Raw genomic sequence first — 17443 nt, 5'->3', positions numbered from 1 at the left:
TTGTTCTACAGGGCGTAGAAGTGATGTAAATCACGTAGTGGTTGGTTTTTGAACGTGAAGGGCTGCGAACTGGGCCTTCGTATCTGCCACAACCGCAGCCAGGCCGTTGCCCGCCAACCATCCACCAACAAGTGTCAAGCCTTCGACCCCCTCGCAGCGGCGACGGATATCAGCAACCCGCTGTTTGTGACCCAAGGCGGCGAACGGCAAAGCGCCCTCCCAGCGGACCACGTCCCAGTCCAGGACGTCGGACGCAGACACCGGCACAGTCAAAAGATTTGACGCATCCTCCAGGGCGGCGGCAAGAAGTCCGTCGTCGTCCATCACCACGTCTGCCGCGCCGGGCTCCTCCAGCCGACCGTACGAGAGCCTCAGGACGTGTGTCCCCGGCCCCGCTTCGTCGGCAAGCCAATCCCACTTTGCCGTCGCGTGCGTCAGCGCTTTGGCACGGATGCCGGGGGTTCCCGGGGCCACCAGGATGCCGGTGCCGCGCGGCCGTACGTCAAGCTCCGGCAGGTCCACCACCAGGGTCACAAGGCTGACGAGCGGCCCGGGAGCAGGACGCAACGCCGATAGATCCGGCAACGACTCCTCCAGCAGCCCGACGGCGGCGGGCCCATCGAGGGCCACCACCACCTGGCCGGCGTTGTAGGCAGAGCCCGAGGCAATGATCCGCCACCCATCGCTGGAACGTTGGATACTGTCCACGCGCTGTCCGGCCAGCAACCGGACCCCCCGGCCCGCCAGGTCCTTCACCAGGGCAGCCACCAGGGTGTGCATGCCGCCTTGAAGACCGGCGACGGCGGAACCCGCCTTGGCAGGTCCGGCGCCTGCGCCCTTGGCGGCCTTCCGCTGGGCGGCCACGGCGGCTGCAAGGGAGCCCTGGTCCCGTATGCCGGAACGGAGGCCCGGCGCCACCATGTCAACGTCCAGCAAGGAGGGGTCCGCGGAATGTACGCCGCCCACGACTGGAGCCACGAGGCGCTGTAGGACCCGATTGCCCATCCGTGTGCGGACGAGTCGGGACACACTGGTGACCTCCGCGGCGGTACCCAGCGAAACGGGCAGCCACCGATCCAGGGAAGCCCTGAGGGCACCGGCCAGTCCGAGGGAACGCCTGACTTCGGGGTCCCACGGATTCGCAGGAATACCAAGTACCCCGGTCTTCGGGAGTTCGCGGGGTCCTTCGGGCAGTTGAACCCAGGCCCCGCCGGGATGGGGGGCTACTATCGCCGAACCCAGGCCAAGCTCCCGCGCAAGGTCAGCCACGGCGGTGTTACGGGTGGCAAAAGACTCGGCACCACTGTCCAGAGACAAACCACCGACCACGTGCGCCCCCACGCAGCCACCCCACGAACTGCCCGCCTCAAGGACCGTGACCCGGACGCCGGCCATGGCGAGTTCCCGGGCGGCAACCAGCCCGGACACTCCTCCGCCCACGACGATGGCCTCCGGCCCTTGAACCTCCGGGTGTCGAACCTCCGGGTGTCGACGAACCTCCGGGTGTCGACCGAGCACGGGCACTACTCCGCCGCGATGGAGTGGATAAGTTCCACCACCCGTGTCAGGACGGTGGGGTCCGTTTCCGGAGGAACCCCGTGGCCGAGGTTCAGGACGTGGCCGGGAGCGCTTGAGCCGGCAGTAATGACATCGCGGACATGGGCTTCCAGAATCTCCCACGGCGCCGACAGCAGTGCGGGGTCGATGTTTCCCTGCAACGGAACCGTGCCGCCCAGGCGACGGTTCGCTTCATCAAGCGGAAGACGGTAGTCAACGCCGACGACGTCCACGCCGACGTCCCGCATGGCCACCAAAAGCTCGGAAGTCCCCGTCCCGAAGTGCACCAACGGCGCACCAAGGCCGCGGACGTGGTCCAGGGCCCTGGCCGACGCCGGAGCGACATACTTGGAGTAATCGGCCAGTCCCAGGGAGCCGGCCCAGGAATCGAAAAGTTGTCCGGCCGATGCCCCTGCTTCCAGTTGGGCCTGGAGGAACAATCCGGAGGCGTCTGCGGCCCAGTTGGCGAGGGCCTGCCAGGTTTCCGGATCTGCATGCATCATGGTCCGCGGGCCGAGGTGGTCGCGGGAAGGACGGCCTTCCACCATGTACGCGGCGAGCGTGAACGGCGCACCGGCGAAGCCGATGAGCGGCGTCTTGCCCAGTTCCGCAACGGTCAGGCGAACAGCCTCGCGGATGGGCTCGAGGGATTCCCACGTGAGTTCAGGCAAAGCGGCGACGTCGGCCGCGGTCCGCACAGGCTTGTCAAGGACCGGCCCGACGCCAGGGACAATGTCCACTCCGACGCCGGCCAGCTTGAGTGGAATCACGATGTCCGAGAAGAAAATGCCGGCGTCCACATCGTGGCGGCGTACCGGCTGGAGGGTGATTTCCGCGGCCAGTTCAGGCCGCAGGCATGAGTCCAGCATGGCTACGCCCTCGCGAACCTTGAGGTACTCCGGCAACGACCGGCCGGCCTGCCGCATGAACCACACGGGCCTGCGGGAAGGCTTGCCGCCGCGGTAGGCGGTGATGAGCGGCGAGTCCGACGTACGTCCGTCAATCAACGGGTGATCCGGGCCAAGCTTGCCCGCCGGAGCGTTGATGGCCGTATTGTTGGATGCTGCCGCGCTAGAAGTCATGCTTTCGATTGTGCCGAAAATCCGGGGCAAAAGATAACGACAGGCCGTCACGCAAGGGACGCACGGACGCGGGGTGGCGGGAATCACTGCGGCACGTGGGGATTGCCACCACGGCACATTGTTCTACCGGGCTACGAAAAAGCTATGATTGGGTTGCTGTGGTTCTTTTCTCATTGGTGGCTACACACGCCGACATCGACCTCGAGACCGTCGCTCAGTTGAGCAACGGTTCATCCGGGCTTGCCTCTGCCGCCCTTGCCGAATCTCCTGTTGTCTCCGGCGCCGTGGTCCTGGCCACCTGCAACCGCTATGAAATCTACGGTGAAACAGCCAACGGCGCGGACGTCGAAGCAGCCCGTGCTGCGTTTGTCTCGCAGATCAGCGAAGCAAGCGGCCTGAGCGAACAGCTCGTCTCGCGCTCGCTCAATACCCATTCGGGGCCCGACGTAACCCGGCACCTTTTCGCAGTAAGCGCCGGCCTTGATTCGGCGGTCGTGGGTGAGCGTGAAATCGCGGGACAGGTCCGTCGCGCCCTGATCACGGCCCAGCAGGAAGGGACTGCCAGTTCCGGTCTCGTCCGGCTCTTCCAGGCAGCTTCCAAAACTGCCAAGGATGTGGGAGCCCAGACAGCACTCGGATCACGGGGCTTGTCCATCGTTTCGGTGGCACTGGACCTCGCTACGGACCTCTCGGACAACGATGACTGGTCCAGCAGGAAAGTCGTCGTCTTTGGCACCGGTGCCTACGCAGGCGCCACCATGTCGCTGCTGCGCGAGCGCGGTTGCACCGACATTTCTGTTTACTCATCGTCAGGGCGCGCTGAAGGTTTCGTCGCCACGCGCGGGGGCACAGCACTCGACGCCGATACCCTCGCCGCTGCCGTGGCCGCAGCCGACGTCATGATTGGCTGCAGCGGTTCGGACACCCGGGTTGAGGCAGATGAACTCCGCAAGGTCAGGGCAGGCTCCGGCAAACCGCTGATCGCCATCGATCTGGCACTGACGCATGACTTCGATCCCGCCGTCAGTGAACTGGAGGGCGTGGAGCTCCTGACCCTCGAGTCCGTCCGACTCGCCGCGCCACAGGAGCAAGCGGAATCCCTCTCCCAAGCGAGCGCAATCGTCAGTGATGCTGCCAAGTCCTTCGAATCCGAACGCGAGTCACGGTCCGTGGATTCCGCCATCGTCGCACTCCGCCGGCACACCATGAACGTGCTGGACTCGGAAATGGAAAAAGTCCGCGCCCGGCACGGCTGCACCGCCGCTGCCGAAGAGGTGGAGTTCGCCCTCCGCCGTATGGTCAAGCAACTCCTGCATATCCCCACGGTCCGCGCCCGCGAGCTGGCAGCCAAGGGGCAGCAGGAGGAGTACGTCGCAGCCCTTGAAGCCCTGTACGGCATCGAGGTTGAACAGCCGCAGGCAGCACCTGCCGCCAATGAATGCCCGGTTGACCACCAGCAGCTCCGCTCCGAAACCGCCTGATACCTCAGGCGAAAGCGTTCACCCCCGTCATTTCGGCGGAAAGCTCCCACAGCCTTTGCGCATCTGCCCTGTTGACCGCGTGCGCATCCACACCTTGGTATCGGGCCAGTGGCGATTCAGGATCAGTAGGCCTCGCGATATCGCAGTCCTCGCAATAGACGCCTCCTTTTCCTGCCAACGCAGGAGACGTCGCTGCCCATACTGACGTTGCCGCGCCCTGCTCAGGCGTCTTGAATCCCTCGCGCAGGTTACCTTCGGCATCCATCCATCCGGCGGCCACCATTTCTTCCCTGGGCAGGTGCCGCTGCAACTCGGTCATGATGCCTCCCGGGTGGACCGCGAAAGCGCGCACCCCCGCCGATTGCCCAAGCCGGTCCAGTTCCACTGCGAAGAGCGCGTTGGCGGACTTGGCCTGACCGTACGCCTTCCATTTGTCATAGCCCTGTTCGAAGTTGACGTCTTCAAAGCGGACAGGGGAAAGCTTGTGGCCGGTGGAGGACAGGGACACCACGCGGGCACTCCCGGAAGCCGCGAGGGCAGGCCACAGCAGATTTGCCAGCGCGTAGTGGCCGAGGTGGTTGGTGGCGAACTGCGATTCCCATCCTGGCCCAACCCGTTGCTCGGGGCTGGCCATGATGGCTGCGTTGTTGATGAGGATGTCCAAGGTGGGGTGCCCCGCCAGGAACGACGCAGCGAAGTCCTTGACGCTTGCCTGGTCCGCGAGATCAAGCTCCGCTGTTTCCACCCCGGCCAACCCCGCCTGCCCCAGTACTTCACGGGCATGTTCCAGTCGTCGCGCCGGGACGGTCACGTTGGCACCGGCCGAGACAAGAGCACGCACGGTTTCCAGGCCCAGTCCTGAGTAGCCACCGGTCACAATGGCGTTGCGGCCGTTCAGGTCGATTCCGGAAACGACTTCCATGGCCGTTGACCAATGGCCGAAACCGGAGTCCAGGGGTTCTTGCGGGGTAATGGTCTGTTCTTCGCTCATGCTTGAGCTTCCCAGACGCCGTAGCACGCCGCAACGGTCAGTAGACGGGCTTCTCCGGTTCGATCTCCCGTACCCAGGCAAGGATGCCGCCGTCGAGGTGGCTAACGCGGTCGTACCCGGCCTTTTGCGCCGCGGCCAGGACGGCGGCCGAGCGTGTGCCGGCCTTGCAGTGGAACACGATATCGCGGTTCTGTGGCAAGTCCACCCACGCCTCTCCCGAAAGGATCCGGCCTTGGGGGATCAGCACTGAACCCTCAATGTTGACGATGCTGTGCTCCCCGGACTCACGGACGTCCACAAGGTCGAAGTCCCGCTCCCCCGCTGCCCGTTCTTCCAGCATGCGTGCCAGTTCCTTGGCGCTGACGGTGTGGGCCTGGTCCGCTGCCGCCGGAGGCGTTACGCCGCAGAAGGCCTCATAGTCGGTCAGTTCGGTGATGGGCTCCGCTTCCGGGTCCTTGGACACCTTGATTTCCCGCCAGCTGCCGCCGAGCGCGTCGAAGAGCGCCACGCGGCCAAGCAATGAACGCCCGACGCCGGTGATCAACTTGACGGCTTCGGTCACCATGAGCGAGCCGACCGCCGCGCACAGCATGCCGAAGACGCCGCCCTCGCCGCAGGAGGGGACGGAACCTGCAGGCGGCGCTTCCGGATAGAGGTCCCGATAGGTGGGTCCGTGTCCTGCCCAGAAGACGCTCACCTGCCCGTCGAACCGGAAGATCGAGCCCCACACGTAGGGCTTGCCGAGGATGGCCGCGGCATCGTTGACCAGGTACCGGGTGGCGAAATTGTCTGCGCCATCGAGGATGAGGTCATAGTCCGCAAACAGTTCGAGCGCGTTCGTTGAGTCCAGCCGCTCATTGTGCAGGACTACGTTGACCAGTGGATTGAGCTCGGCGATGGCCTTGCGGGCCGACTCGATTTTGGGCGTACCAACGTCTTGTACTCCGTGGATTACCTGGCGCTGCAAATTGCTCAGGTCCACCACGTCGTCGTCGATGATGCCCAAGGTACCTACCCCGGCAGCGGCCAAATAGAGCAGCGCCGGCGACCCCAGGCCCCCGGCACCGATGACGAGGACTTTCGCATTCTTGAGCCTGCGTTGGCCCACGGCACCGATTTCGGGAATGATGAGATGCCGGGAGTACCGTTCCACCTCTTCCTGCGTCAGTCCGGCGGCAGGTTCAACGAGGGGCGGCAGGACCGCAGGCGCGGGGTTAGCAGCAAGAATTGAGGCCATACCCCAATGTATGCCTGCCGATGCCGCCCGGTCATATTACCCACCGGTACAGTGGTCATAACTGCAAAGGAAAGGCGGCAGACTGTGGCTGACGGCGCACGGGCAAACAATGGGGCACCAGCAAAACAGGAACGGACCGGTTCCACCCGTTCTGCAAGGTTGCCGCGGGACGAGCGCCGGGCACAATTGCTCAATGCCGCACTGGAAGTCTTTGTTTCCAACGGCTTCCACGGAGCCGCGATGGACGAGATCGCCGAGACGGCCCACGTGAGCAAGCCCGTGCTGTACCAGCACTTCCCCTCCAAGCGGGAGCTGTACATGGCCCTGCTGGACAGCCACCTCGCGGCCCTGACCCAACTGATGCTGACCGCCCTGAACTCCACGACGGACAACAAAGAGCGCGTCAAGGCCGTCATGCGGGCCTACTACAAGTTCATCGCCGACGACGACCAAGCTCACCGCTTGGTCTTCGAATCGGACCTCATCAACGACCCCGATGTCAGTTCACGGCTGGAAACGTTCAACAAGACCTTTGCCGATGCCGTGGCCCACGTCATTGCCGAGGATACCAAGCTGCCCCCGCTTGAAGCCCAACTGCTGGGCCGCGGCCTGGCCGGAATGGCCCAGGTCAGCGCCCGCTACTGGCTCGAAACGGACGGAAACCTCGACCTCGATGTGGCCAGCGATCTGATCTATCGTTTAGCTTGGCGCGGAATCAGTCGATTCCCCAAAGAGTCCTAGGCTAGAAATAAAGGACAAACGTAAATTCCTGATTGGCTTGGAGGCCTCGCTGTGGAAGTAAAGATCGGCATTCAGAACGTCGGCCGTGAAATCGTGCTCGAATCCGCCCTCGACGCAGAGGCCGTGGCCAAGATTGTTTCGGACGCACTTTCCAAGGGTTCCGAGCTGCGGCTGACCGACGAGAAAGGCCGTCAGGTAATCGTTCCGGGCAGCGTGCTTGGATACGTTGAAATCGGCGCCGAAGAAGTTCGCCGCGTCGGCTTCGGCGCACTCTGACCCCGTCTTTCCAACTGCCGCTAAGGAGTTCCCGTGCTTTCACTCGTCGTGATGGTTTTTGCGACCCTCGCCACTGGATTCCTGGTGTGGGCAAACGACAAGCGCCACGGCAAGTACGGGATCGCCCTGCCCGCTGGCATATCGGTGGGCGTTGGCGCCTTGAGCTGGATAGTGTTCATCGCCGCAGGGCTGGGTTACCAGCCGGGTCTTACCTGGATCCCCTGGGTTCTCCCCATCGTTTTGGGGACGGCAGCGGCAGCGGGGGTGGTGGTATTCCTCGGCAGGACGCGCACTGCCCGGGATACAGCGGAGCTCACCAAGGCCCTCCGCCTCTAGCAGCCGGGTTGCAACCCTGAAAAGCAAAGAAAGAACTGTGACCACCGCCCTTCCGGGCAGTGGTCACAGTCAGTTAAACAGTGATCGCAGTTAGTTAAGCGCCATACGTCAGAGGAACTCGGCGCGGCCTTCCATAGCTGAAGACGCGAGGGCATGCTCGCGTCGCGGAATGCGTCCTGCCTGCCTGGCAAACCGGCCGCCGATGACGGCGTGGCGGAACGCTTCGGCCATTTGCACCGGGTTTTGGGCCCTCGTGACGGCAGTTGCCAGCAGGACGGCGTCGCAGCCAAGTTCCATGGCAAGGGCTGCGTCCGACGCCGTCCCGATCCCGGCATCCAACACCACCGGCACGGAGGCCCGGGAAACAATTACTTCGATGTTGTGCGGATTCAGGATGCCCAGGCCGGTTCCGATCGGGGCGCCAAGCGGCATGACGGCCGTTGCGCCGAGGTTCTCCAGCCGCAGGGCAAGGACGGGATCGTCGTTGGTGTAGGCAAAGACCTTGAAGCCCCGGTTGACCAGTTGCTCCGTGGCGTCCACGAGCTCCACGGCATCGGGCAGGAGCGTGTGTTCATCCGCGATGACCTCCAGTTTCACCCAGTCGGTCTCCAGTGCTTCCCGCGCCAGTTCAGCCGTAAGAATGGCGTCCTTGGCCGTGAAGCAGCCGGCAGTGTTCGGCAGCACACGGATGTTGTTGTCCACCAGCAGTTGGAACAGCGATCCGGTCTCGGCCGGTGAGTACCGTCGCATGGCTACCGTGGTGAGTTCGGTGCCAGACGCCACCAGGGCTGCGCCCAAGCCATCCAGGCTCGGTGCTCCGCCGGTCCCCATGATGAGCCGGGAGGTGAGTTCCACACCGTCAATGACCAGCGCGTCGGTCCGTGCTTCGATGTTGGTGGTGGTCATGGTTCAGCCTCCCTGCACTGCGGTTACGAGTTCCACTTCATCGCCGTCGGCCAGGCTCGTGGCCGCCCACTGGCTCCTGGGCACTACCTCGGAATTGCGGGCGACGGCGACACCCAGCTTCCCGCCGTCGGCAGCCTGTCCCCGGTGGTCCAGGTCGCGGCCGGTGACCGCCGTGATGAGCGTACTGACCGAGGCGCCCTCCGCGACTGCGTGGTCGGCGCCGTTGAGTTTGATGTTCATGCGGTTTCCTTGCTGCGGACGTTGGTGGTTGAAGAGGAGTGGCGGGCGGAGGCTGTGTTCTGGAAGCGGTCCGGCCGGAATCGGGCCCAGCGGGCCTCTGCCCTGCCGCTGATCAGCGATCCCACGATTGCGGCCGCGACCGGGGTTAGGAGGACGCCGTGCCGGAAGAAACCGGTTGCGATGACGAGGCCCTGGACGTCGCCGTCGAGCCCGGCCACCCGGCCCAAGAGCGGAGCGTTGTCCGGCGTTCCGGGCCTGGCCCGGGCCGTGGCTTCCAGCAGCTCAAGCTCGGCGACGGCCGGCACCAAAACCTGGGCGTCGCGCAAGAGCTGGTAGACCCCGCCCGCCGATACGGCGTTGGAACCGGATGAGAGCGCGTCTTCGCGTTGCGTGGCTCCGATGACCACTGTTCCGTCCTCCCGCGGGACGATGTACACGGGTACCCCGCGAACTATACCGCGAACAGTCGAAGTCACGAGGGGCCGAAGGCCATCGGGGACCCGCAACCTCAGGATGTCCCCGTAGACCGGCCGCAGAGGAAGTTCCAAACCCTCCGGAAGGCTGCCAAGAGCGGCGGCGCCAAGACCGTTTGCAACGATCGTCTCGGCGGCCATGACCACTTGCCCGGAACCGAGCTCCGCGCCGACCACGCGTTGGTTGTCCCAAACGAGCCTGCTCGCCGGCTCGGCAAGGTGGAATCCCTCGCGGGCACCGGGAACCCAGGTCGCGTCATCATTTGTGTGTGCGCCGAGCCCGGCGAGGATACGGGAGGCAAGCCTGCGGGGGTCCACCTGGTGGTCCGCCGGGATGTCGAACGCGCAGGAAATCTGCGGGCTGAGGAGCGGCTCACGCTCCCGGGCCTGCCGAAGGAGCAACGGCTCAACGTCCAGCCCCGCTGCCAACTGTGCAGAGCGGAGATCTGCGAGCGCCCTACGGTCGGCAGCGTCGGCACCCACGGCAAGTGTCGACGTCGTGCGGTACCCGGACTCAGGCACCGACCCCGGAAGGCCCTGCACGAAAGCGGGCCACAACTTTGAGGATTCAAGCATCAGCTCCAAGAGGTCTTCCTCTTGGTAGTGCAGCTCACTGACGGGTGCCAGCATGCCCGCGGCGGCAAAGGTCGCTCCACCGGCCGGGCGGGGATCGATGAGGACCACGGAGCGGCCGGACACGCGGACTTGGTGGGCTATGCCCAGGCCGACTACGCCTGCGCCGATGATGGCTACGTCTGCTTGGATGGCTTCTGCCATTGGTTTCCTTCCCTACGCCGGTATTAACCGGATCAGGTCAAGCGGTCGGCGCTGAAGCCCTCTCAGCCGGACGGTCACAAAGACGTGCGTCACGGCTCCCGCAGTACGTGCCCAGTTTAGAGGAACTACTCTGGTTTCCATGATTGAGCCTGACCTCCTTTCCACTGCCCGCCTCTACTTGTGCACCGATGCCCGCCGGCGGCAGGGTGATTTCGAAGACTTCGTCGACGCGGCATTCGAGGGCGGCGTGGATATCATCCAACTCCGTGACAAGTCCCTCGAAGCCGCAGAAGAACTGGAACTCCTCGAGGTCCTGGGGAAGGTGGCCAGCCGGCACGGAAAGCTGTGGGCCGTCAATGACCGGGCCGATATTGCGCGTATTTCCGGGGCACCGGTGTTCCATGTGGGTCAAAAGGACCTGCCGCTGCCCTCTGCAAGGGAGCTGCTCGCGGAATCGGCGATCGGCCTTTCCACCCATTCGCCCGAGCAAGTGGATTCCGCGCTGGCGGCCTCCCGGGTGCCGGATGGTTTGGACTACTTCTGCGTCGGTCCACTGTGGGCTACGCCCACCAAACCGGGCCGCGCGGCCGTGGGATTGGAGTTGGTCACATATGCCGCGGAAGCCGTAAAGCGATCGGGTAGGCAACTCCCCTGGTTCGCCATCGGGGGCATCGACCACAGCAACGTGGACCAGGTGGTGGCGGCGGGCGCCAGCCGCATCGTGGTGGTTCGCGCCATCACCGAAGCGGCGGATCCGACGGCGGCAGCCAAGTCCCTGCTTGAGGCGCTGGATGCCGCCTGAGCAACCCCGGACAACGGGACGACAAACAGGACAGGCTAGGCGCTGAGGCCCAGCCCCGACATCCTTTTGGCGTGCCGTTCAGCAAGCTCGGCGGTGATGCTCCGCAGTGAGGCGCGGGCGTCGTCGCCCCGCAGGACGGGTCCAAGCTGGGGATGCTCTTGCCCTACCCTTTGGGCCTGCGTGAAAGCTTCCGCCACGAGACGGCGCCCCCAGAGGGCCAGGCGCGAAGCCAGGCGCGGATCGTCCCGCAACGCCCGTGCCAGCAGAACCCTGAGAGCCTCGGTGGCATGGTCCGCCGAGGCTACCTGGCGGACAAACTGCTGCGTTCCGGCGTCGAGGAATCCGGCCAAGGTGCGGTAAGAATCGGCGGAAACAGTGTCTATGACGTAGGCCTTCATGACCGATTCGAACCAGTCCCCGGAAGCTGTCCGCTCGTGAAAATGGTCGAAGGACTGTTGGAAGGGCAGCATGGCGTCTTCGGGATCGAGTCCCATCTCCCCCAGCCTGGCTCCGATGGCCGCATAGTTGCCGAAGGCGCCTACGGCGATCTTGGCCAGCATGGCCCTTTCACCCAGCGTCGGTGCCAGCAGCGAGTCGGCGGACAACCTTCCGAAGGCCGACAACTCGCCGTAGGCCATCGCACCGAGCAGTCCGCCTGCGAGCTGGTCCTGCGGAACCCTGCCGGTTGTCGAGGTGCCCATCCTTCAAGACTATCCGCCGTTTTGGGGCTAGTCTGACTTTCGTGTCACATCACCGGATAGCGCCCAACGTCGACGATTCTTCCGACCAGCTCGCAGCCTCACTGGCTGCCCTCAGGACCGAACTGGAGCTGCCCGGCGACTACCCGGCAGAAGCCGTGGCGGAGGCACGCGACGCGGTTGAACGCCATGGCCTGCCTGACCGGGACCTGACGGACGTTCCTTTTGTGACCATCGATCCCGCAACCTCCACGGACCTGGACCAGGCCCTCTTCATCGAACGTTCGGGCGAGGGCTACAGGGTGCTGTACGCGATCGCTGACGTGCCGTCCTTCGTGCTGCCGGGCGGTGCGCTGGATGCCGAAACCAGGCACCGGGGGCAGACTTTCTACGCCCCGGACGGACGGATTCCCCTCCACCCGGAAATCATCAGTGAACACGCCGGAAGCCTTCTCGCGGACCAGGACTGCGCCGCGTTCGTCTGGGAATTCCAGCTCGACCCAAACGCCGATGTGACGTCGGTGTCCGTTGCACGGGCTGCGGTCCGCAGCCGTGCCAAGCTCAGCTACAAGGGCGCCCAGGAACAGATCGATTCCGGTGCTGCACTGCCCGTGCTCCAACTGCTGAAGGAAGTGGGCCTCAAGCGTGTGGAACTGGAACGGAAGCGGGGTGGTGCCAGCCTGAACATGCCCGAACAGGAGATCGTCCAGGCCACCGGGGGTGGCGGCTACAAGATCGTGGCGGCACCGTCGCTGCCCGTGGAGGACTGGAACGCCCAGATCTCCCTGATGACCGGGATAGCCGCGGCGCGCCTGATGCTCGATGGCAAAGTGGGAATCCTCCGGACCATGCCCGAACCGGATGACCGTTCGCTGCTGCATTTCAAGCGGCAGACCCAGGCCCTGGGCAAACCCTGGGACGGTGAAGTCTCCTACGGCGAATACCTCCGGACCCTCGATGCTTCGGATCCAAAACAACTGGCGATCCTCCATTCGGCAGGTACCCTCTTCCGCGGCGCAGGCTATACACCGTTTGACGGCGAGGTGCCTGAGGACGTGATCCAGTCGGCCATCGGAGCTCCCTATGCCCACACCACGGCTCCCCTCCGCAGGCTGATCGACCGGTTTGTCCTGGTGATCTGCGAAGCACTGAGCAATGGCAAGGACATTCCCTCCTGGGCCCGCGAAGCCCTGCCTGCCCTTCCGGAAATCATGGCTTCCTCCGACCAACTGGCGGGCAAGCTGGAACGGCTGGCCCTGGATACCGTCGAGGCCGCGTTGGTGGCAAACCATGTGGGCGAGGAGTTCGACGCCGTAGTGATCTCCGGTTCCAAGCCGGCAAACGGAAACGGCAACGGCGGGTCCAACGGCAACGGACCGTACGGCACCATCCAGATTGCCGAGCCCGCCATCACCGCCCGATGTGACGGGGAACTTGAGTCGGGAACCGAAGTCCGGGTCAAGCTAGTCAAGGCAGATATTGCCGCCAGGGAGATCCGTTTCCAACTGGTTGGCTGAGGGCCACCACAGCGGCGATCCGGGGTTTCGGGCTGCCAGAGGATAGACTGTGCGTGTAGTAATGGATGCCCGGTCGTTGATTCAGTTAATTTTTGAACTCAACAAGCCCGCCCCTACGCGATCTTGAGATGTGCCCGCTGGTCCCCAGTGCCAGTACTTAGATAGCCCGCGATCGGCTTCCACTGGAAATGCTTGTGCGCACGTTCTGCTCCGGTACGGCTTTGCCGCCGCCGTTGAGCATGCAGCGCCAATGCCCAAATGAATAAGGAAACTCCCTGTGAGTGAATTGCACACCCATGAAGTCCTGACGGACTCCACCGGAACCGAATCCATCGAACCCGAGGAAACGATCACCTCGGACGAGACGCCCCACGAGCTCGAAGAAAAGTCGTTCGCGGACTTCAACGTCCGCGCTGACATCGTGGATTCCCTCTCCGACGCCGGAATCACCCATCCCTTCCCCATCCAGGCCATGACCCTTCCCGTGGCCTTGGGCGGCCACGACATCATTGGCCAGGCCAAGACCGGCACGGGCAAGACACTTGGCTTCGGCATCCCGGTCCTCCAGCGCATCGAAGGCCGCGACGACGCCGGTTACGCGAAGCTGGCGGTCCAGGGCGCCCCCCAGGCACTCATCATCGTTCCTACGCGTGAACTCGCAGTCCAGGTTGCCAACGACCTCCAGACGGCTTCCCGCAAGCGCAACGCGCGCATCGCCACCATTTACGGTGGACGCGCCTACGAACCCCAGATCGAAGCCCTGCAGAAGGGTGTCGAGATCGTAGTGGGCACCCCCGGCCGACTGATCGACCTCTACAAGCAGCGCCACCTGAGCCTCAAGAACGTCAAGATGGTGGTCCTCGACGAAGCAGACGAGATGTTGGACCTCGGCTTCCTCCCGGATGTCGAAACCCTCATCGCCGGTACCCCGGCGGTGCGCCAGACCCTCCTCTTCTCCGCCACGATGCCCGGGCCGGTCATCGCCATGGCGCGCCGCTACATGACGCAGCCCACGCACATCCGCGCTGCCGACCCCAACGACGAGGGCCTCACCAAGCGCGATATCCGCCAGCTCATCTACCGTGCCCACAGCATGGACAAGACCGAGGTTGTTGCCCGCATCCTCCAGGCCAAGGACCGTGGCCGCACCATCATCTTCACCAAGACCAAGCGGACTGCCGCGAAGGTTGCCGAGGAACTCGTGGACCGCGGCTTCGCGGCGGCGGCCATCCACGGCGACCTGGGCCAGGGTGCGCGCGAGCAGGCTCTCCGCGCCTTCCGCAACAACAAGGTGGACGTCCTGGTTGCCACCGACGTTGCTGCCCGTGGCATCGACGTCGAGGACGTCACCCACGTCATCAACTACCAATGCGTCGAGGACGAAAAGATCTACCTGCACCGCGTCGGCCGTACCGGCCGTGCAGGCAACAAGGGCACTGCCGTGACCTTCGTTGACTGGGACGACGTACCGCGCTGGGCCCTGATCAACAAGGCTCTTGGACTCAACGTTCCCGAACCAGTGGAAACCTACTCCTCCTCGCCGCACCTCTACACGGACCTCGACATCCCCGAGGGAACCAAGGGTCGCCTGCCGCGCAACAAGCGCACCCTCGCCGGCGTCGACGCCGAGGTCCTGGAAGACCTGGGCGAGACCGGCAAGAAGAACTCGGGCTCCCGCGGGTCGGGCCGTGACGGCGGCCGCGGCAGGAGCCGTTCCGGTAAGTCCGGCAGCTCTTCAAGCAACGAAACGAAGGGCGACGGCGGTCGCAACCGCACCCGCCGCCGTCGGACGTCCGACGCCGAAGCGGCCCCCGTAGACGGCGCCTCCACCCCGACAGCAAGCGCTGAAGCACCCGAGAAGCCCGCACGGACTCGTCGTACCCGCACGCGCCGCCGGAACGGTGAAGTGGTCTCCGGCGACGCCGTAGCCGCCGAGCCTTCCAACACCGAGGCCTAATACCGTCCGATGACTGAAACTGTTTGGGCGCCGGACGGCAGCAACCTGGTGGTGCACGCGGACAACGCGGACTTCCTCCCCACGCTGCCGGACGGCGCCTTCACACTCATCTACGTGGATCCGCCCTTCAACACCGGCAGGGTCCAGCGACGCCAGGAAACACGCATGGTCCGGAACGCCGACGGCGACGGTGACCGGGTCGGGTTCAAAGGACGCTCATACGACACCATCAAGGGCGCTCTGCACAGCTACGACGACGCCTTCAGCGACTATTGGTCGTTCCTGGAACCCAAGCTCGTTGAGGCGTGGCGGCTGTTGGCGGATGACGGCACCCTGTACCTGCACTTGGACTACCGGGAGGTGCATTATGCCAAGGTCATGCTCGATGCGATCTTCGGCCGGGAATGCTTCCTCAACGAGATCATCTGGGCTTACGACTACGGCGCCAGGGCCAAAAACCGCTGGCCAACCAAGCACGACAACATCCTGGTCTACGTCAAGAACCCCACGAAGTACCACTTCGACAACGAAGAAGTGGACCGCGAACCGTACATGGCCCCGGGCTTGGTGACACCGGCCAAACGCGAACGCGGAAAGCTTCCCACGGACGTCTGGTGGCACACAATCGTCTCCCCTACCGGTCGCGAGAAGACCGGCTACCCCACCCAGAAACCCGAGGGCCTGGTGCGGCGCGTGGTTGCAGCGTCAAGCCGCAAGGGCGACTGGTGCCTGGATTTCTTTGCCGGCTCCGGCACGCTCGGTGCCGTCGCAGCGAAGCTCGGCCGCAGGTTTGTCTGCGTTGACCAGAACGTGCAGGCCATCGAGGTCATGCGCAAACGGCTGGGCGCCAAGGCAGTGTTCCATGACAGTTCCGTGGCCTTGGATGAGTCAGGCAGCACCCTTGACGAAGGCCTGCACAGCGTCGGCGATCATCTGCACAGCAATGGCTGAGAGCAGGAGGCCGGCGATCCTCGTGACCAGTTCCACGCCGTTCTCGCCAAGCACGCGTTGGACGATGCCCGCGAAGCGCATCGCCAAGTAGAGCGAAGCAAGCACCACCGCAATACCGCTGCCGACCGCGAGGTAGTCGGACAACTCCGTGGACTGCTGCACGAACACCATGACGGCAACGATCGCACCCGGTCCGGCCATGAGCGGCGTCCCCAAGGGAACAAACGCCACGTTCTTGTACTTGGCCGCGTTTTCTTCGCCGCTGGTATTGCCGGTCAGCAACTGCAGGGCAATGAGCACCAGGAGCAAACCGCCCGCTCCCTGCAGCGCGGCCAGGGAAATGTGCATGTAGTTCAGGATGGACTGGCCGAAGATCGCAAACAGGACGATCACCCCTGTGGCCACGAGCAGCGCCTGCAGCGCCGAGCGGTTCCTGTCCCTGGCCGTCATTTGGGCTGTGAGGGACATGAAGATCGGCACGGTCCCGGGCGGGTCCATGATGACGAACAGGGTGACAATCACGGAAGCCAGCAACTGCAGGTCCATCAACGGACCACCGTGCTGCCCGTGCCCAGTTCTTCGATCCGGGCAAGCACTGCGGGGTCCGTGACGTTCTCCCCCAACAAGTTCGGCTTGCCGGTACCGTGATAGTCAGAGGATCCGGTAATCAGGAGGCCGTGTTCGGCCGCGAGTGCGCGCAGGAATTCGCGTCCTTCTTCAGGATTGTCGCGGTGATCGATTTCCAAGCCAAGCAACCCGGCGTCGATCATCTCCCGGTACGTCTTGTCGCCCACGATCCGGCCTCGTGAAGAGGCCACGGGGTGGGCAAAGACGGGCACGCCGCCTGCCGCCCGGACAAGTTCGACGGCGACCGCCGGATCAGGCGCGTAGTGCTGGACGAAGTATCGGGAATGGGAGGTGAGGATGGTGGTGAAGGCTTCGGAGCGGTCGGCCACCACGCCCGCGGCAACGAGTGCGTCCGCGATATGTGGACGCCCAACCGTGGCCCCGGGGGCAACATGGTGGATGACGTCGTCCCAGGTAAGCGGGTAATCCTCCGAAAGCAGCGTGACCATGCGTTCGGCACGGGTCAGCCGCGCGTCCCTGGATTTGTTGATTTCCTCCAGCAAACCCGGGTGCGCGGGATCGTGCAGATAGCTCAAGAGGTGGACGCTGATCCCCTTGTCCGTGCGGCAGGAAATCTCCATGCCGGGAACGAACGCCAAGCCGCTGCCTTTTGCCGCAGCGGCGGCCTGCTCCCAGCCGTCCGTCGAATCGTGATCGGTCAACGCCACGGCATCCAGGCCCGCTTTCAAGGCCGAATGGATCACCCCGGCGGGTGTCTCGGTTCCGTCGGAAACATTCGAGTGCGCATGCAGGTCAATCCTCACTTTCCCAGCCTATGGGATCGGCACCGGCTT

The 17443-nt window shown here is 64.3% G+C and carries 18 protein-coding genes and 1 riboswitch; of the genes, 8 read left to right on the top strand and 10 right to left on the bottom strand.

The features are described 5' to 3' along the window. Window positions 1-30 precede the first annotated feature (30 nt). Both hemG and hemE read right to left on the bottom strand, forming a co-directional pair. Window positions 31-1446 (bottom strand): protoporphyrinogen oxidase, encoded by a 1416-nt coding sequence (gene hemG / locus ACIPY2_RS01390; RefSeq protein WP_400265088.1) that lies wholly within the window; start codon window positions 1444-1446, stop codon window positions 31-33. 77 nt (window positions 1447-1523) lie between these two features. Further along, window positions 1524-2639 (bottom strand): uroporphyrinogen decarboxylase, encoded by a 1116-nt coding sequence (gene hemE / locus ACIPY2_RS01385; protein WP_400264605.1) that lies wholly within the window; start codon window positions 2637-2639, stop codon window positions 1524-1526. Window positions 2640-2797: 158 nt separating this feature from the next. Between hemE and ACIPY2_RS01380 the strand changes: the two genes are divergently transcribed. Then, on the top strand, window positions 2798-4120 hold the full coding sequence (locus ACIPY2_RS01380) for a glutamyl-tRNA reductase (RefSeq protein WP_400264604.1): 1323 nt from the start codon (window positions 2798-2800) through the stop codon (window positions 4118-4120). Window positions 4121-4124: 4 nt separating this feature from the next. Here ACIPY2_RS01380 and ACIPY2_RS01375 read toward each other — a convergent pair whose 3' ends face one another. After that, window positions 4125-5111, bottom strand: coding sequence for an SDR family NAD(P)-dependent oxidoreductase (locus ACIPY2_RS01375; RefSeq protein ID WP_400264603.1), 987 nt, complete (start codon window positions 5109-5111; stop codon window positions 4125-4127). Between the two features lie 37 nt (window positions 5112-5148). Then, complete coding sequence (gene moeB / locus ACIPY2_RS01370) at window positions 5149-6348, bottom strand: molybdopterin-synthase adenylyltransferase MoeB (protein WP_400264602.1); 1200 nt, start codon at window positions 6346-6348, stop codon at window positions 5149-5151. Between the two features lie 84 nt (window positions 6349-6432). On the opposite strand from moeB, the gene ACIPY2_RS01365 reads away from it, so the two are divergent. The 3 genes from ACIPY2_RS01365 to ACIPY2_RS01355 are packed head-to-tail and all read left to right on the top strand — an operon-like array spanning window position 6433 to window position 7701. Further along, on the top strand, window positions 6433-7089 hold the full coding sequence (locus ACIPY2_RS01365) for a TetR/AcrR family transcriptional regulator (RefSeq protein WP_400264601.1): 657 nt from the start codon (window positions 6433-6435) through the stop codon (window positions 7087-7089). A gap of 51 nt (window positions 7090-7140) precedes the next feature. Continuing rightward, window positions 7141-7365, top strand: coding sequence for a DUF3107 domain-containing protein (locus tag ACIPY2_RS01360; RefSeq protein ID WP_400264600.1), 225 nt, complete (start codon window positions 7141-7143; stop codon window positions 7363-7365). Between the two features lie 33 nt (window positions 7366-7398). Next, the gene (locus ACIPY2_RS01355; RefSeq protein ID WP_400264599.1) at window positions 7399-7701 is read left to right on the top strand and encodes a hypothetical protein; all 303 of its coding nucleotides are present in this window, start codon (window positions 7399-7401) and stop codon (window positions 7699-7701) included. Between the two features lie 108 nt (window positions 7702-7809). Here ACIPY2_RS01355 and ACIPY2_RS01350 read toward each other — a convergent pair whose 3' ends face one another. The 3 genes from ACIPY2_RS01350 to thiO form a co-directional block, all read right to left on the bottom strand. Next, window positions 7810-8607, bottom strand: coding sequence for a thiazole synthase (locus tag ACIPY2_RS01350; RefSeq protein ID WP_400264598.1), 798 nt, complete (start codon window positions 8605-8607; stop codon window positions 7810-7812). A 3-nt stretch (window positions 8608-8610) separates the two neighbouring features. Beyond that, complete coding sequence (thiS, locus tag ACIPY2_RS01345; RefSeq protein ID WP_400264597.1) at window positions 8611-8847, bottom strand: sulfur carrier protein ThiS; 237 nt, start codon at window positions 8845-8847, stop codon at window positions 8611-8613. Further along, window positions 8844-10097 (bottom strand): glycine oxidase ThiO, encoded by a 1254-nt coding sequence (gene thiO, locus ACIPY2_RS01340; protein ID WP_400264596.1) that lies wholly within the window; start codon window positions 10095-10097, stop codon window positions 8844-8846. Before thiO ends, thiS begins: the two co-directional genes overlap by 4 nt. Next, window positions 10090-10209, bottom strand: a riboswitch (TPP riboswitch). Its footprint overlaps the gene before it by 8 nt. A gap of 27 nt (window positions 10210-10236) precedes the next feature. Here thiO and thiE point away from each other — a divergent pair. Continuing rightward, the gene (thiE, locus tag ACIPY2_RS01335; RefSeq protein ID WP_400264595.1) at window positions 10237-10899 is read left to right on the top strand and encodes a thiamine phosphate synthase; all 663 of its coding nucleotides are present in this window, start codon (window positions 10237-10239) and stop codon (window positions 10897-10899) included. Between the two features lie 35 nt (window positions 10900-10934). On the opposite strand, the gene ACIPY2_RS01330 is transcribed toward thiE, so the two are convergent. Then, window positions 10935-11600: a ferritin-like fold-containing protein gene (locus ACIPY2_RS01330; protein WP_400264594.1), complete on the bottom strand. Its 666-nt coding sequence runs from the start codon at window positions 11598-11600 to the stop codon at window positions 10935-10937. A gap of 41 nt (window positions 11601-11641) precedes the next feature. Between ACIPY2_RS01330 and ACIPY2_RS01325 the strand changes: the two genes are divergently transcribed. From ACIPY2_RS01325 to ACIPY2_RS01315, 3 genes are all read left to right on the top strand, one after another. Beyond that, on the top strand, window positions 11642-13114 hold the full coding sequence (locus tag ACIPY2_RS01325; RefSeq protein WP_400264593.1) for an RNB domain-containing ribonuclease: 1473 nt from the start codon (window positions 11642-11644) through the stop codon (window positions 13112-13114). A 277-nt stretch (window positions 13115-13391) separates the two neighbouring features. Continuing rightward, on the top strand, window positions 13392-15071 hold the full coding sequence (locus ACIPY2_RS01320; RefSeq protein ID WP_400264592.1) for a DEAD/DEAH box helicase: 1680 nt from the start codon (window positions 13392-13394) through the stop codon (window positions 15069-15071). 9 nt (window positions 15072-15080) lie between these two features. Beyond that, window positions 15081-16022 (top strand): DNA-methyltransferase, encoded by a 942-nt coding sequence (locus ACIPY2_RS01315; protein WP_400264591.1) that lies wholly within the window; start codon window positions 15081-15083, stop codon window positions 16020-16022. Here the strand turns inward: ACIPY2_RS01315 and ACIPY2_RS01310 are convergent. Continuing rightward, the gene (locus ACIPY2_RS01310; protein WP_400264590.1) at window positions 15960-16568 is read right to left on the bottom strand and encodes a MarC family protein; all 609 of its coding nucleotides are present in this window, start codon (window positions 16566-16568) and stop codon (window positions 15960-15962) included. The genes ACIPY2_RS01315 and ACIPY2_RS01310 overlap by 63 nt on opposite strands. Further along, window positions 16568-17413, bottom strand: a complete 846-nt coding sequence (locus tag ACIPY2_RS01305) for a PHP domain-containing protein (RefSeq protein ID WP_400264589.1) — start codon at window positions 17411-17413, stop codon at window positions 16568-16570. Before ACIPY2_RS01305 ends, ACIPY2_RS01310 begins: the two co-directional genes overlap by 1 nt. Window positions 17414-17443: the final 30 nt, after the last annotated feature.

It is taken from the genome of Paenarthrobacter sp. NPDC089675, assembly GCF_044749185.1.
In the GTDB taxonomy this organism is placed as follows: Bacteria; Actinomycetota; Actinomycetes; order Actinomycetales; family Micrococcaceae; genus Arthrobacter.
This window is presented reverse-complemented; position numbering and strand designations above follow the sequence as displayed.

Bases quoted from the DNA above. Each gene is read 5' to 3' on its own strand.
- hemE (WP_400264605.1), bottom strand. From the start codon at position 2,639: ATGACTTCTAGCGCGGCAGCATCCAACAATACGGCCATCAACGCTCCG.
- ACIPY2_RS01375 (WP_400264603.1), bottom strand. From the start codon at position 5,111: ATGAGCGAAGAACAGACCATTACCCCGCAAGAACCCCTGGACTCCGGT.
- moeB (WP_400264602.1), bottom strand. From the start codon at position 6,348: ATGGCCTCAATTCTTGCTGCTAACCCCGCGCCTGCGGTCCTGCCGCCC.
- ACIPY2_RS01350 (WP_400264598.1), bottom strand. From the start codon at position 8,607: ATGACCACCACCAACATCGAAGCACGGACCGACGCGCTGGTCATTGAC.
- thiS (WP_400264597.1), bottom strand. From the start codon at position 8,847: ATGAACATCAAACTCAACGGCGCCGACCACGCAGTCGCGGAGGGCGCC.
- thiO (WP_400264596.1), bottom strand. From the start codon at position 10,097: ATGGCAGAAGCCATCCAAGCAGACGTAGCCATCATCGGCGCAGGCGTA.
- thiE (WP_400264595.1), top strand. From the start codon at position 10,237: ATGATTGAGCCTGACCTCCTTTCCACTGCCCGCCTCTACTTGTGCACC.
- ACIPY2_RS01330 (WP_400264594.1), bottom strand. From the start codon at position 11,600: ATGGGCACCTCGACAACCGGCAGGGTTCCGCAGGACCAGCTCGCAGGC.
- ACIPY2_RS01315 (WP_400264591.1), top strand. From the start codon at position 15,081: ATGACTGAAACTGTTTGGGCGCCGGACGGCAGCAACCTGGTGGTGCAC.
- ACIPY2_RS01310 (WP_400264590.1), bottom strand. From the start codon at position 16,568: ATGGACCTGCAGTTGCTGGCTTCCGTGATTGTCACCCTGTTCGTCATC.